At 68.9% G+C, this 13,488-nt stretch carries 14 protein-coding genes; 7 read left to right on the plus strand and 7 right to left on the minus strand.

The features are described from left to right. Positions 1–4 precede the first annotated feature (4 nt). On the plus strand, positions 5–430 hold the full coding sequence (locus tag HV798_RS15035; protein WP_343038563.1) for a nuclear transport factor 2 family protein: 426 nt from the start codon (positions 5–7) through the stop codon (positions 428–430). A gap of 134 nt (positions 431–564) precedes the next feature. Continuing rightward, positions 565–1,521 (plus strand): Bug family tripartite tricarboxylate transporter substrate binding protein, encoded by a 957-nt coding sequence (locus HV798_RS15040; RefSeq protein ID WP_025138634.1) that lies wholly within the window; start codon positions 565–567, stop codon positions 1,519–1,521. A gap of 6 nt (positions 1,522–1,527) precedes the next feature. Here the strand turns inward: HV798_RS15040 and arsH are convergent, their stop codons facing one another. From arsH to HV798_RS15060, 4 genes are read right to left on the minus strand one after another with little or no spacing between them, the layout of a single operon-like run. Beyond that, the gene (arsH, locus tag HV798_RS15045) at positions 1,528–2,265 is read right to left on the minus strand and encodes an arsenical resistance protein ArsH (RefSeq protein ID WP_175192973.1); all 738 of its coding nucleotides are present in this window, start codon (positions 2,263–2,265) and stop codon (positions 1,528–1,530) included. Then, entirely contained in the window at positions 2,262–3,557 is a 1,296-nt protein-coding gene (locus HV798_RS15050; RefSeq protein ID WP_175192972.1) for an MFS transporter, read from the minus strand. The genes arsH and HV798_RS15050 overlap by 4 nt, the downstream gene beginning before the upstream one ends. Positions 3,558–3,562: 5 nt before the next feature. After that, complete coding sequence (locus tag HV798_RS15055) at positions 3,563–4,639, minus strand: ArsO family NAD(P)H-dependent flavin-containing monooxygenase (protein WP_175192971.1); 1,077 nt, start codon at positions 4,637–4,639, stop codon at positions 3,563–3,565. Continuing rightward, entirely contained in the window at positions 4,636–4,962 is a 327-nt protein-coding gene (locus tag HV798_RS15060; protein WP_175192970.1) for an ArsR/SmtB family transcription factor, read from the minus strand. The genes HV798_RS15055 and HV798_RS15060 overlap by 4 nt, the downstream gene beginning before the upstream one ends. 71 nt (positions 4,963–5,033) lie before the next feature. Between HV798_RS15060 and HV798_RS15065 the strand changes: the two genes are divergently transcribed. From HV798_RS15065 to HV798_RS15075, 3 genes are all read left to right on the plus strand, one after another. Continuing rightward, the gene (locus HV798_RS15065; protein ID WP_175192969.1) at positions 5,034–5,390 is read left to right on the plus strand and encodes an ArsR/SmtB family transcription factor; all 357 of its coding nucleotides are present in this window, start codon (positions 5,034–5,036) and stop codon (positions 5,388–5,390) included. A gap of 15 nt (positions 5,391–5,405) precedes the next feature. Then, complete coding sequence (locus HV798_RS15070; RefSeq protein WP_025138640.1) at positions 5,406–5,912, plus strand: arsenate reductase ArsC; 507 nt, start codon at positions 5,406–5,408, stop codon at positions 5,910–5,912. Positions 5,913–5,984: 72 nt separating this feature from the next. Continuing rightward, positions 5,985–7,265 carry an arsenic transporter gene (locus HV798_RS15075; RefSeq protein ID WP_175192968.1) on the plus strand — a complete coding sequence of 427 codons (1,281 nt, stop codon included), beginning with the start codon at positions 5,985–5,987 and terminating at the stop codon, positions 7,263–7,265. Here the strand turns inward: HV798_RS15075 and HV798_RS15080 are convergent. Beyond that, positions 7,192–8,280 carry a site-specific integrase gene (locus tag HV798_RS15080; protein ID WP_425486147.1) on the minus strand — a complete coding sequence of 363 codons (1,089 nt, stop codon included), beginning with the start codon at positions 8,278–8,280 and terminating at the stop codon, positions 7,192–7,194. The genes HV798_RS15075 and HV798_RS15080 overlap by 74 nt on opposite strands. A gap of 301 nt (positions 8,281–8,581) precedes the next feature. Between HV798_RS15080 and HV798_RS15085 the strand changes: the two genes are divergently transcribed. Beyond that, positions 8,582–9,592: a DNA-binding protein gene (locus HV798_RS15085; protein ID WP_175192966.1), complete on the plus strand. Its 1,011-nt coding sequence runs from the start codon at positions 8,582–8,584 to the stop codon at positions 9,590–9,592. A 69-nt stretch (positions 9,593–9,661) separates the two neighbouring features. Next, a complete protein-coding gene (locus HV798_RS15090) occupies positions 9,662–10,885 on the plus strand; it encodes a hypothetical protein (protein WP_175192965.1) in 1,224 nt (407 codons plus the stop codon). 139 nt (positions 10,886–11,024) lie between these two features. Here HV798_RS15090 and HV798_RS15095 read toward each other — a convergent pair whose 3' ends face one another. Together HV798_RS15095 and HV798_RS15100 are read right to left on the minus strand one after the other, a co-directional pair. Then, entirely contained in the window at positions 11,025–12,236 is a 1,212-nt protein-coding gene (locus tag HV798_RS15095) for a hypothetical protein (RefSeq protein WP_175192964.1), read from the minus strand. Positions 12,237–12,323: 87 nt separating this feature from the next. After that, positions 12,324–13,478 carry an MFS transporter gene (locus HV798_RS15100; RefSeq protein ID WP_175192963.1) on the minus strand — a complete coding sequence of 385 codons (1,155 nt, stop codon included), beginning with the start codon at positions 13,476–13,478 and terminating at the stop codon, positions 12,324–12,326. Positions 13,479–13,488 lie beyond the last annotated feature (10 nt).

The raw sequence follows: 13,488 nt of genomic DNA on the forward strand, positions 1-13,488 counted from the left end.
GAAAATGATGGATCACACCTCCCAGCAAGCCCACGCGGTCAAGGCCGCCTGCGAAGCCGTCGTGCTGACGTTTTTCCACGCGCTGGACACCCGCCGCCATGACGCCGCCGCCGCCTTGATGGCCGCCGACGGCGTATGGCTGCGGCAAGGCCAGCGGCTATGCGGGCCCCAGGAAGTGCTGGACGCGCTCAATGCCCGGGCGCCGGACCGCAGCACGTGCCACGTCATCACCAACCTGCGCCTGCTGGAGCATGGCGAGCGCGGCGCCACCGTGGGCTACTTCCTGATCGCCTACGACAGCGTGCCGCAAGCGCAGGACGGGGCGCCGCGGCTGGCCGCCATTCGGGAATGCCGCGATGTGCTGGTGGACACGGCCGATGGCTGGCGCCTGGCCGACAAGAGCAGCCGCCGGCATCTGCCGCCGGAATAGCCCTATCCAGGAGAGCGACCGAACCGATTTTTCGCATCACAAGAGCGTGCCCGATACACCTAAAACGCCGCGGGCGCGCGCAACAGCATCCCAAAGGAGACAACCTCGTGAATACCCCCAAGATATTGATCTGCATGACGGCCGCCGCAGGCGCGTGGCTGATGACGGCCCCCGCCTCGGCGCAACAGGCCGCCTGGCCTACCCACGCCATCACGCTGGTCGTGCCGTTCGCGGCCGGCGGCGGCGGCGACACGCTGGCGCGGCTGGTGGCCGAACCGCTGTCGCGCGAGCTGGGCCAGTCCATCATCGTCGAGAACCGCCCGGGTGCGGGCGGCAACATCGGCACGTCCATCGCCGCGCGCGCCAACCCGGACGGCTACACGCTGTCGTACGGCACCAACGGCACCCAGGCCACCAATCACTGGCTGTACAAGTCGCCCGGCTACAAACCCAATGATTTCGAGCCGATCTCGCGCTTTACGGTGATTGCGGCGGCGCTGGTGGTCAATGGCGCCGACGAGCGCTTCAAGACCTTGGCGCAGCTGGTGGACTACGCCAAGTCGCACCCTGGCGAGCTGACCTGTGGCTCGGCCGGCAACGGCACGTCGTCGCATCTGGCCTGTGAACTCTTGAACCAGATGGCCGGGCTGAAGGTCATGCACATTCCGTACAAGGGCGGCGGCGCCGCCATGACGGACCTGATGGGCGGGCGGATTTCCTTCCTGATCGACGTGATGCCCAACGTGTCGGGCCAGATCGCCGCGGGCAAGCTGCGCGCGCTGGCGGTCACCACGCCGGAACGCGTCGCGTCCAATCCCGATATTCCCACCATGAGCGAGGCCGGGGTGAAGGGCTACGAGTTCTTCGCCTGGGACGGCCTGTACGCGCCCAAGGGCACGCCGGTTGCCGTGCTGGACAAGCTGAATGCCGCCGTCAACAAGGCGCTGCAGCAGCCCGAGGTGAAAAAGGCGCTGGAATCGCGCGGGGCGATTCCGTCGCCCACCTCGCGTCAGTCGCTGGCGGAGTTCGGCGCCGAGGAATACACCCGCCTGGGCAAGGTCGTGAAAACCGCGGGCGCCGCCATCGACTGATCGGACTCAGGGCGCCATCGCCTCGCGCGCCAGCCGCGCGACTTCCTGCGCTACGCCTTTGCGTTCGCTGTAGCGGTCCGTCAGGTAGTCGCTGCGGTCGCGCACCAGCAGCGTGAACTTGATCAGTTCTTCCATCACATCGACGACCCGGTCGTAATAGGGCGACGGCTTCATCCGGCCGGCGTCGTCGAATTCCTGGAAGGCCTTGGCCACCGACGACTGGTTGGGGATGGTCACCATCCGCATCCAGCGGCCCAGCACCCGCAGCGCATTGACGGCGTTGAACGACTGCGATCCCCCGGATACCTGCATGACGGCCAGGGTGCGGCCCTGGGTGGGGCGGACGCTGCCGGTTTCCAGCGGCAGCCAGTCGATCTGGCTCTTGAAGACGCCGGTAAGCGTGCCGTGCCGCTCGGGGCTGCACCACACCTGGCCTTCGGACCACAGCGACAGCGCACGCAGCTCGGCCACCTTGGGATGGTCGGCGGGCGCGCCGTCCGGCAACGGCAGGCCATGGGGGTCGAAGATGCGCGTTTCGGCGCCCAGCCGGGTCAGGATGCGGGCGGCTTCTTCCGTGAGCAGCCGGCTGTACGAACGCTCGCGCAGCGAGCCGTACAGCAGCAGGATGCGCGGCGGATGCGTGGCGCCGCCTTGCAGCGCCAGGTGGGCATGGTCGGGGGTGTCCAGCAGGGTGTCGTCCAGGCTGGGCAGGGTCAGATCTGTAAGAGAAGCGGGGTGTGTCACGGTGTCGGGTGGTGGGGGGATGGGAAAGAGGGAATCGCGGTGGGGCGGCTGAACCAGGCGGCGAGCCAGAAGCTGGCCGCCAGCACCAGGGCCACGACGACGATGGCGCTCAATACGGTGCCGTAGGACGCGCCGACCGACCACAGCAGCGCGGCCCCGACCGGCGCCGCGGCGCGGGCCAGGGTCATGGGCACGGTCAGCAGGCCGTTGATTGCGCCGTAGGCATGGCGGCTGAGCATCTCGGGCACGACCATGCCGCGCACGATGGTGAATATGCCGTTGGCGCCGCCGTAGACGACGCAGATCGCGGCCACGGTGGGGAAATCGGCGCCGAGAAATGCCAGCACGCCAAACGCCAGCGGAAATACCGTGACGACGGCCGCGCCGACAGCGCGCATCGACGCCTGCGCGGCGAACAGGCTGACCACGATGCGGCCGGCGACCTGGGCCGGTCCGATCAGGGCAATGGCCTGCACGACCGATGCCGTGTCCAGCCCGCGTTCGCGCAGCAGCGGATACATATGGAAGGTGAAGGCGGAAAAAGCCGCCGCGTAGGCGGTCAGCGACACCAGCAGGGCCCAGAACACGGGGCGGCGCAGCGCCTGCCGGACGGCCTGGCGGTTGTGGTCGCGCTGCGTCTGGGCGGTGGCGCCTGCGGCGGGCGGCAGGTCGCGCGCCGGGTCGATGAACAGCAGGTAGGCGCCGGCGCACACCAGTGCGTTCACGGCGGCCAGCACCATCAGGGCCTCGCGCCAGCCCCAATGCGTCAGCAGCCACTGCACCAGCGGAATGAACACCGTGCTGGCAAAGCCGCCCCATAGCGTCAGCGACGTGATGCCGGCACGGGAATGGGCCGGGCCGACGCGGCGCGCGACGACGGCGAAGGCCGGCTCGTACAGCGTGGCCGCCTGCAATGCGCCGATGCCCGCTACCAGCGCGTAGAACGCGGCCAGCGACGTCACCTGCGACCACAGCAAGAGCAGCGCCCCGGCCAGCAGCGACGACAAGCCCATTACCCAGCGGCCGTGGCCGCGGTCAACGGCCACGCCGACCGGAAACGCCGCCAGCGCAGCCAGGACCAGCCCCAGCGTGGCGGCGCCGTACAGATCCGGCTTGCTCCATCCCAGTTCGGCGCCCATGGCTTCGGCGATGAGCGGAAAGCTGTAGTACAGCGACCCCCACGAACAGATCTGGCCGATGCCCAGCGCCGTGATCAGGCCGCGGGCCTTGTCGGGCGGCGGGGCCGAGGCACGATCGCCCGGGCCCGGGCGGGAAGACAGGGGCGAAGTCATGGCGGTCAGGGGGAAGGGGCGTCTTGGAGAAAGGCGGCGACGTCGGCGGCCGTGGATTTGGCGGTACGCAAAATGCCGATCAGCGTGGCGGACGCGAAGCCGGTCCATTCGCCATAGCCGACCAGCCACAGGCCCGGCACGGCGGCAGCCCGCGTGCCGTCCAGCGCGACCTTGCCGTCGGCGTTCAGCACGCCCAGCGGCGCCAGCGGGTCCAGCGCGGGCCGGAAACCCGTGCACCAGATCACGGCATCGACCTCGGATTCGTGGCCGTCGGGCCAGACCACGCCGCCGGGGGTGAAGCGCACGAAGGGCCTCACGGCGTGCAACACGCCGCGGTCGCGCGCCTCGCGCACCGGCGGCACCATCACGATGTCGCCGAAGCCGCCAGGCAGATCGTCGGCGGGCCGGCCTTGCTGCAGGGCGTGCCAGCGCGCCGTGGCGCGTTCGAACAGCACGCGGCCGTCGACGTCGTCAGGCAGGAATTTCGGCGGCGCCTGCGTGACCCAGGTGACGCGAGCCGTTTGCGAGAGTTCGGCCAGGATCTGCGCGCCGGAATTGCCGCCGCCCACGACCAGCACGCGCTGGCCCGCGTAGGGGGCCGGCGAACGGTAATGGGCCGAATGGGTCTGCGTGCCGCGAAAGGTGGACGCGCCATCGATGGCGGGCACGAATGGCTTGCTCCAGGTGCCGGTGGCGCTGATCACCGCGCGGCTGTGCCAGTGGCCCTGGTCTGTTTCGATGACGAAGCCGCCGTCTTGCCGCTGCACGGCCTGCACCTGCACCGGCCGGTGTACGGCGAAACCGTAACGGGCTTCGTAGCGGGTCAGGTAGTCGACGACATGGTCGCGCGTGGGATAGCCGGGCGTTGCCGGCATGGGCCAGCCCGGCAGCGAGCTCCATTGCGCAGGGGAAAACAGCCGCAGCGAATCCCAGGCCTCGCGCCAGGCGCCACCCGGTTGCGGGCGGGCGTCCAGCAAGGCGACGTCAAGGGAGTGCCGCCTGGCGAAGTAGGCGGTGGCCAGTGCGCTTTGGCCCGCGCCGATGATGATGACGTCGGCGCGGCGGGCGGGGTGGGCGGTCATGCCGCCGGGTCCGGATCGGCCGGCAGCGGGGTGCAGGCCACGCCGCTGCAGCATTCCGCGGTCAGGTAGTCGACCAGGCCGAACATCAGGTCGGTGTTGGCGCGGTAGCGCATGTAGCGGCCTTCCTGTTCGACGGTCAGCAGGCCGGCCTGGGTCAGCGCTTTCAGGTGAAACGACAGATTGGTGGGCGGCAGCTGGAGTTCGGTGGCGATCTGGCCGGCCACGCAGCCGGCGGGTGCGGCGCGTACCAGCAGGCGGAAGATGTCCAGCCGCACGCCGGAGGCGAGCGATTCGAAGACGATGACGGCGGTGTTTTTGTCCATGCGGCAATACTACAACTATTGTTGAACAATTAAAACTTTACGTCTTTCGATATTTCCACTACAGTCGAATTATGGAAATGAAAGATGCCGTGAAAGCCCTGGCCGCGATCGCCCACGAATCGCGCCTGACCGTATTCCGCCTGCTGGTGCAAGCCGGGCCCGCCGGCCTGGCCGCCGGCCAACTGGCCGAAAAAACCGGCATTGCGCCGTCGTCGCTGTCGTTCCACCTGAAGGAACTGGTGCACGCCGGCCTGTTGCAGTCCCGCCAGGAAGGGCGGTTCGTCATCTACGAAGCCCGCTTCGAATCGATGGCCGACCTGCTGGCTTATCTCACCGACAACTGCTGTGGCGGCGCGCCTTGCGCGGTGCTGCCGCAGGTGGCGTGTACCCCAGCCCCCGCCGATGCGGGGCGCGCCGATCCCCTCTGATTCTTCTTTCTCATCATGGCTGACAAGGTCTACCACGTACTCTTTCTGTGCACCGGCAATTCCGCCCGCAGCATCATGGCCGAAGCGCTGCTCAACACCCTGGGCAAGGGTCGCTTCCAGGCCTACAGCGCCGGCAGCCACCCGGGCGGCGCCGTCAACCCGTTCGCCATCGAAAAGGTGCGCGTGCTGGACTACCCGCTGGACCGCCTGCGCAGCAAGAGCTGGGACGAATTCGCGGTGCCGGGCGCACCGCAGATGGATTTCATCATCACCGTCTGCGACAACGCGGCGGGCGAGGTCTGCCCCATCTGGCCGGGCCAGCCGATCTCGGCGCACTGGGGTTTTGAAGACCCCGCCGCCGCGCAAGGGTCCGACGACGACAAGCGCCGGGTGTTCGAAAAGGTGTTTCGCCAGATCTCGGCGCGCATCAATATCTTTGCCAACCTGCCGCTGGCCGCGCTGGACAAGGCCGCGATCCACCGCGAACTCAAGCAGATCGGCGCCGAACCGCCGGCCGCCTGACGCACGCATGCCGCCACAGGGCGCCGGCCGGCCGCGGCCGCGCCTTTTTTTTCATCTTCGACAGACGTATTCATGCTTACCGCCATCGCCATCTTCGTGTTCACCCTGGTCCTGGTCATCTGGCAGCCCCGTGGTCTGGGCATCGGCTGGAGCGCCAGCCTGGGCGCGGCGCTGGCGCTGGCCTTGGGCGCCGTGCACCTGGCCGACATCGCGGTGGTGTGGCAGATCGTCTGGAACGCCACGGCCACCTTCATCGCCGTCATCATCATCAGCCTGCTGCTGGACGAAGCGGGCTTCTTCGAATGGGCCGCGCTGCACGTGGCCCGCTGGGGCCGGGGCCGGGGACACGCGCTGTTCGCCTTGATCGTGCTGCTGGGCGCGGCGGTGGCGGCGCTGTTCGCCAACGACGGCGCGGCGCTGATCCTGACGCCCATCGTCATGGCGATGCTGGTGGTGCTGGGGTTCAGCCCCGCGGCCACGCTGGCTTTCGTGATGGCCGCCGGCTTCATTGCCGATACGGCCAGCCTGCCGCTGATCGTGTCGAACCTGGTCAACATCGTGTCGGCCGATTTCTTCGGCATCGGCTTTGGCCGCTATGCCGCGGTGATGGCGCCGGTGAACGTCGTGGCGGTGGCGGCGACGCTGGGGGTCCTGTGGCTGTATTTCCGGCGAGACATCCCGGCGCGCTATGACGCCGCCTCGCTCAAGGCGCCGTCCGCCGCCATACGCGATGCCGCCACGTTCCGTGCGGGCTGGGTCGTGCTGGCGCTGCTGCTGGTGGGGTTCTTCGGGCTGGAACCGCTGGGCGTGCCGGTCAGCGCGGTGGCGGCTGCGGGCGCGGCCATCCTGCTGGCGGTGGCGGGCCGCGGGCACGTCATCAGCACCCGCAAGGTGCTGCGCGAAGCGCCCTGGCAGATCGTGGTGTTTTCGCTGGGGATGTACCTGATTGTCTATGGCCTGCGCAATGCCGGGCTGACGCAGTTGCTGGCCGACGTGCTCAATGCGCTGGCGGGGCAGGGCCTGTGGGCGGCCACGTTCGGCACCGGCCTGATCGCGGCTTTCCTGTCGTCGGTGATGAACAACATGCCGACGGTGCTGGTGGGTGCGCTGTCGATCGACGCCAGCCAGGCCAGCGGCGTGGTCAAGGAAGCCATGGTCTACGCCAACGTCATCGGCAGCGACCTGGGCCCGAAGATCACCCCCATCGGCAGCCTGGCCACGCTGCTGTGGCTGCACGTGCTGGCCCGCAAGGGCACGACGATTTCCTGGGGGTACTACTTCAAGGTGGGCGTCGTGCTGACGTTGCCTGTGCTGGCGGCGACCCTGGCGGCGCTGGCGTTGCGGCTGGGGTGAGGGGCGGCGCGGGCGCAGCGTTCGCGATAGCGTCCGGGTCTTCCAGCAGGCGGGCGCCCCGCGCGGACAGCGCGGCGCCGGCCCGGTGGTAGCCCACGACGCTGGCGACACTGGCATGGCCGGTCAGCGCCATGATTTCCCCCAGTGCCACGCCCTGGCGGCCCGCTTCCGTCACAAAGCCGGACCGCAGGCTGTGCGCGGCGTAGTCGCCATCCAGTCCGGCCCGTGCGGCGCGGTCCTGCACCATGCGGCGTACGGCCTCCGGCCCCAGCGCTTGGCCCACCACGCCGCCACGGCGCACGCGCCGGAACAGCGCACCCTGGGTAATGCCGGCCGCCTGCAGCCAGGCGTCCAGCGCGGTGGCGGCGCGGCCGACGATGGGCTTGTACATGTCGGGCCGGTCGGCGCCTTCCTGGTTGGTCTTGGAATGCGCCAAGACATAGAGAAAGCCTTCGGGCGTGCGGTGCGTGTTTTCAACCGTTGCCCGCACGACTTCCGAGCGGCGCCGGCCGCCGCTGGCCCAGGCGAACAGCAACAGGGCGCGGTCGCGCATGCCGATCAGGCTGTCGTCGCAAGTAGCCAGGATCTGCTCCAGCGGCTCGCGGGTCAGCGCGTCTTTGCGGGTGGGGCGTACGCCGCGCCGGGCATAGGCGCCGCGCGTGCGCGTCATCAGCAATTGCACCGCGCGGCTGTGGCAGGGGTTGGGCAGCCCCTGGGTTTCATGGGCTTCGGACAGCACCGCCAGGCGGTGCTGCACAGTGGCCAGCTTGAACGGCCCCAGGGCGCGTTTGACGCGGGCGGCCACCAGCGCTTGGTCGACGTGGGTCGGCAGGTCGCTGGCCATGCCCGTGGCGGTGGCGTGTTCGACGTGGTCGGCAATGAACTGCAGCACGACCTTGACCGGCACGGGCAGTTGCAGCGCGTGGCCGAAGCGCAGATCGTGCCAAGCCCCCCAATACCGGATGGCGCTGCGGTACGAGGCGAGCGTATTGCCGGAACTGCCTTCGCGCAGCAACGACTGAACCGAGCCCGCGCTGTCACCCAGTTCGCGCAGGGCATCGGCCACCGGGTCCAAGCCTGCGTCCCCCGTCCGATCCGCCATCAAGCCGCGTGAGCGCGGCGAATGGGGCAAAACGGCGCCGCCCGGCCCGGCGGAAAGTGCGTGGGGCTGATGTTTGTAGTTATTCATATGTATGCTGTACTATGTAATACATAAATAGCGAATAAGCGCGGATAAACTTTAATTATCCGCGCTTATTATCCCGCACACGAGCGGCGCGTGGCAAAGGGCGCGCGCCCCGCACAAAGGAATGGCCATGGCCACCGGAATTCAGGAAGCGGACGTCTGGGCAGCGGCGGATGCGCTGCTACAGGCGGGCGAGCAGCCCACCATCGAACGCATCCGCCTGCACCTGGGGCGCGGCTCGCCCAATACGGTGGGCCCGCATCTGAAGGCGTGGTTCCGGGGCCTGGGCAGCCGGCTGGATACGCCGGGGCAGGGCAGCGGCCTGCCTGAACCGCTGGCGCGCATGGCAGGCCAGCTTTGGGAAAGCGCAATGGATGCCGCACGGGGCCAATGGGCTGCCGGCGTCGCGCAGGAGCGCGAGGCGTTGACGCAGGCGCAAGCGGCGTTGCAAGCCGAGCGCGAAGCCTTTGCGCACGAAAAGGCGCGCATCGACATGCGCGAAGCGGACCTGGAAGACGGCATTCGCGCCGCCCGCGCGCAAGCGGCGGGCGCCGAAGACCGGGCCCGGGCCCTGGATGCGCAACTGCGTGAAAGCCTGCGCATCATCGACGCCTTGCGCGGCAAGCTGGAACAGTCGCAGACCAACGAGCGCGACGTCCAGCAGGCCTTGCGCCAGGCCTTGGCCGACCACCAGGCCGCGCTGACCGCTACGCAAGAGCGGCATGCCGCGCACGAACGGCGCTGGCTGGGCGACCTGGATGCACAACGCCAATTGTTGAAGAAGGCACAGGAAAGCCTGGACCAGCAGCGCAAGGCCGCCGTGCAGGAAGCCGCCAGCCAGGCCGAACGGATCGGGGCGCTGCAATCCGAGCAGGAGCAACGGGCGCGCGAGGCCGCCGAGGCGCGGGCCGGGGCCGCACAGCTGGCAGCCGAACTGCAGGCCGCCCGCGACACGCACGCCACGGCCCAGGCCGGCCTGCAGCAACGTAGTGACGATCTGGCGGCACGCATCCAGGAGCAGCAGGCGCAGTTGCAGACCAAGGACCGGCAGATCGACCTGCTGATGCAGGCGGTAGGCCGGCATCAACAGGAAGACGAGGACCGCGCAACACAACGCCGCAAGCGCCAGCCCAAGCGCTGACTCAAGTGCTAACCCAAGCGCGTTTTCTCTGTACCATCGGGTCTGAACCGCCGCCGGGAGCCTTTTCGATTGAAGATCAGACGCTATCTTTTCGGCATCATCGTTTCGTTCGCATTGGCGGGCTTTCTGGCCTTTCTGGGCATCGTGGCCGTCACCGCCGACAACCTGGGCTGGGGCGCGGTGGCCCTGTTGAGCTACGCGGTGATGTTCGGCGGGCCGGCGGCCATCGTGCTGGTCGCGACCTGGGTCGTGTACCTGGTGCGGGATCGGGGCAATGTGCCGGCACGCGTCCATGCCCTGATGTTCTTGCCGACGCTGTTGGCCGTGTTGATCGTGCCCGTTGACGATTCCATCCGGCAGGGGCGGGCGGACCGCTTCCGCCAAGGCAATCCGGCCATCGCCGAGACGCACGTCAATCTTGCCGGCCAGCCGTTGGGGCTGGATTTTCGCCAGGCCTCGTCGTCATCGGGCGGCTCGCAATGGCTGGAACCGGCTTCAGGCGCCCAGACCGGCTTTACCAGCCTGCGGCGCTATCCCAGCCCGGATGTCGTAGCCGCCGGCACGTTTCCGTACGACGGCGATCGCCTGAAAGCCGACGCCACCCGCTACGCGTATTTCAACTTCGACGGCACCCCCACCGGGGTCGATCTGCCGTTGCAGCGCCTGCCGTATCCGGACCTGTCCAGGCTGGTTGCCGCGTTCGCCTATGGCGAGGCGGCGCTGATGGTGCACCAGTATTTTCACTATGCCGACCACGTCGAAGTGGCGCCCGGCCTGGCGCGATTTGCCGGCACGACCGAAGACGCGATGAGCGCGGCCGCCATCGCGGGGCTGACGCTCTTCAGCCTGGAAAACTACACGCCGCAGACGCTGGTGCGCGTGGAAATCAATGGCCAGACGCTGGATCTTCAGGGGCCGGCCCGCAGCCTGGCCGGCATGCATTGCGATCCGCCCCGCGGAAGCAGCCCCGCCGTGGCGGACCTGGACGCGCCGCTGACGGTGCGGTGGCAGACGCGCGAGGACGCCCCGGCCTGGCACGAGGCGAAGGTGGCGGTGCCGCCGTTCGGTGCGGCCAGCAAGGCGGACGGCGGCAAGCCGTCGTTGCCGCAGGTGCGTCTGTATGTGCTGCCCGACGGTTCCGTTGCCGCCGAGCGCTACCGGGAAATCCGCGCGCGCGGCGGCGATCTGGCGCTGCGCACCACCGGCGTGCCGCAGGCGGCCAAGGCGCATACGATGTGCGGCGGCGCGTACGCCAACTACAACTCGCAGACGGTGAAGCTGCTGGCGGATTAGGCGAGGCCGTGGCGGTCAGTGCATACGCCTGAAGGCGGCGGGTGCAGGCCTTGACGGCCAACCCTGGCGCATCGGCATGGCGGCCAAATAGGTGGCCAATCCTGGTGCATCGGCGTGGCGGCCAAATAGGTGGCCAATCCTAGCGTACCGGCGTGGCAGCCAAATACGCCGCCAGCGCGTCGCGCGTGTCCGGCAGGCCGACCGTCATCCGGGCCAGTCCGGCATTGCCGTCGCGAGGATTCCAGACGTCCGGATTCGCATGCAGGGCCTGCAAGACGGCATGCTGCTCGGGCGACAGCCGCGCCGGCAACGGCGGTCGCTGGCCTGGATGAAAGGCTGCTGCCTGGTCGGGAAAGGCCAAGGTCAGGATGCGGCCCCATTCGCTGTTGGCGAGCAGGCCGCCCTGTGTCCGGGCGATCAGCGCCAGCGCCGCGGGCAGCAGTTGCGCGAGGCTCACCTGGCGTTCGATCAGTGTGCCCAGCAAGGTCAGGCGCGTGTGCATGGGAAAGTACGGCGGCCGCTGCGTGAACCAGGCGTCGACCTCTTCCGGGCGAGTCAGGGCCGTGACCAGGATCGCCGTGGCGCGTGCATCGGGCACGAACAAGGCGGCGCAGGCGCGGATGGCGTCGTCGGCATCGTCCAGCCTGCGGGATACGTCGTGGCCCAGCTGGCCCAAGGCCAGGACGAGGCCGGCGCGGTCATCCCGTGCATCGCGCGCGCTGCCCGCATCAAGGCGCGCCTGGATGCGGGCAGCGACGGCGTGGGCCGCAGCGCTGTCGGGGGCCATCACGCCCCATTGCGCGGCGGCGTTGACGGCTTCCCGGCGGATCTCATCGTTGTCGTCCGACAGATAGGCCGCCAGCGCATCCAGCACGTCTCCTGTCATGGCACGCAGCGACAGGAAAGCATGGCACATCAAGGTCGAGATCAGCGGCGAGCCCCAGCCTTCCTCGTCTTCGCCGTCTTCATCGTCGCGCAGATGCAGAATCAGCGTGTCGAGTTCCGCGTCGCTGGGGTAGGGGTCGGCTTGCGGCGGTTCGATCTCATTCAGGCTGCTGCCGACCTGGCCCAGGAAGGCGATCAGCGCGGCAAGCGTGTTCGCGTCGAAGGCGGCGCACACGGTGGCATCGCGCAGCAGCGCCGTGATGACACCGACCGCGGCGGGCGTGGCGGAATAGATCGTGCCCTGGTGCAGGATCGCGCTGTGCAGATGCGTCAGCGCCGCCTGGCGCTCGGCGGCTTGCGGGCTTGCCAGGTTGCGCAGGTGGCCGGGCGTGTCGTCCGCGACGCCATAGGCGTGAAACAGGCGGCCCCAATCGGTGTCGTGCAGCACCGTATTCCAATCGGACAATTGCGTTCTCCCAGATCTTTCGTCAGCGCTGCATCATAGCTGCGAGACCATGGCCGAGGCGCGCGTGCGCGGCAACGTCAGCGCAGGCTAAGGCAAGTCCCGCATCCGGCCCAGTTGCAGCAGCACGGCCAGGGCCGCCAGGCTCAGCCCGCCCAGCGTGGCGAAGGTGGCCGGGGCGCCGGCGCGGGTCATCAGTGCGGCGATGGCCGGCGGCGCCAGGGCGTTGATCAGGTTCATCGGCAGGGCGATCTTCGCCATGGCCGCGGTGTAGTCCGCTTTCTGGAAGAACACCAGCGGCAGCGTGGCGCGGGCCACGGCAAAGGCGCCGCTGCCCACGCCGAACAGCAGCAGATAGCCTGCCACCGGCACCCAGCCGGCGCCGCCCAGCCACATCGCGGCCAGGCCCAGCGGAATCATTGCGCCCGCCACGATGCCGGTCGACAGGCCATCCCAGCGCCGTCCGCCCAGCAGGTCGACCACGCGGCCGCCCACCTTGAACACGCCCAGCAGCGACGCGATGCCCACGGCATAGGCCAGGTCCATGCCCATGGCCTGCATCAGTTGCACGCCCACGGCCTGGATGCCGAAGGTGACGAAGCTGTTCAGGGCGATGGCAGCGACGATCAGCGCAAAGACCTTGCCGTGCCGGCGGGCGGACGAGCGCGCGGCCTTGGCCGGCGCGGCCAGGGTCGCGGGCAGGCCGAAGCCCACCAGCGGGCACACGCCCAGCAGCATCACGGCGGCATAGGCGAACATTGCCGCACGCCAGCCGACCCAGTGGTCGAGAAGGGCGGTGACCGGCAGGAACACGCTGCCGGCCAGCCCGGTTGCCAGCATCAACGTGCCCATCAGGCTGCGGGCCTGGTCTTCGGCGTATTCCGCGATGTAGGCGTAGGCGGCCGTCGTCAGGAACAGGGCGCCGGCCAGGCCGATCAGCGCCCAGGCGCCCCAGAACGTCATCAGGTTGCGCGACAGCGCCAGCACGATCAGGCCCAGCCCGATCAGCCCGGCGCCGGCCGCCATCGACTGGCGCGTGCCATGGATGCGGAAGGCGCGGCCCGCCCAGGGCGCGGCCAGGCCCATGGCTACATACATGACCGAGGTGCCCAGAAAGACCGACGCCGCCGAGGCGCCCAGGTCTGCCGCCACGGGCGCGGCAATCACGGGCAGCACGCCCACCACGCCCCAGCCGGTGATCTGGGTCACAGCCAGCAGGATCAGAACCGTCAGGTGACGCGGCATGGTCGGGGGC

The sequence above is a fragment of the Achromobacter deleyi genome (assembly GCF_902859705.1).
Taxonomy (GTDB): Bacteria; Pseudomonadota; Gammaproteobacteria; order Burkholderiales; family Burkholderiaceae_B; genus Achromobacter; species Achromobacter deleyi.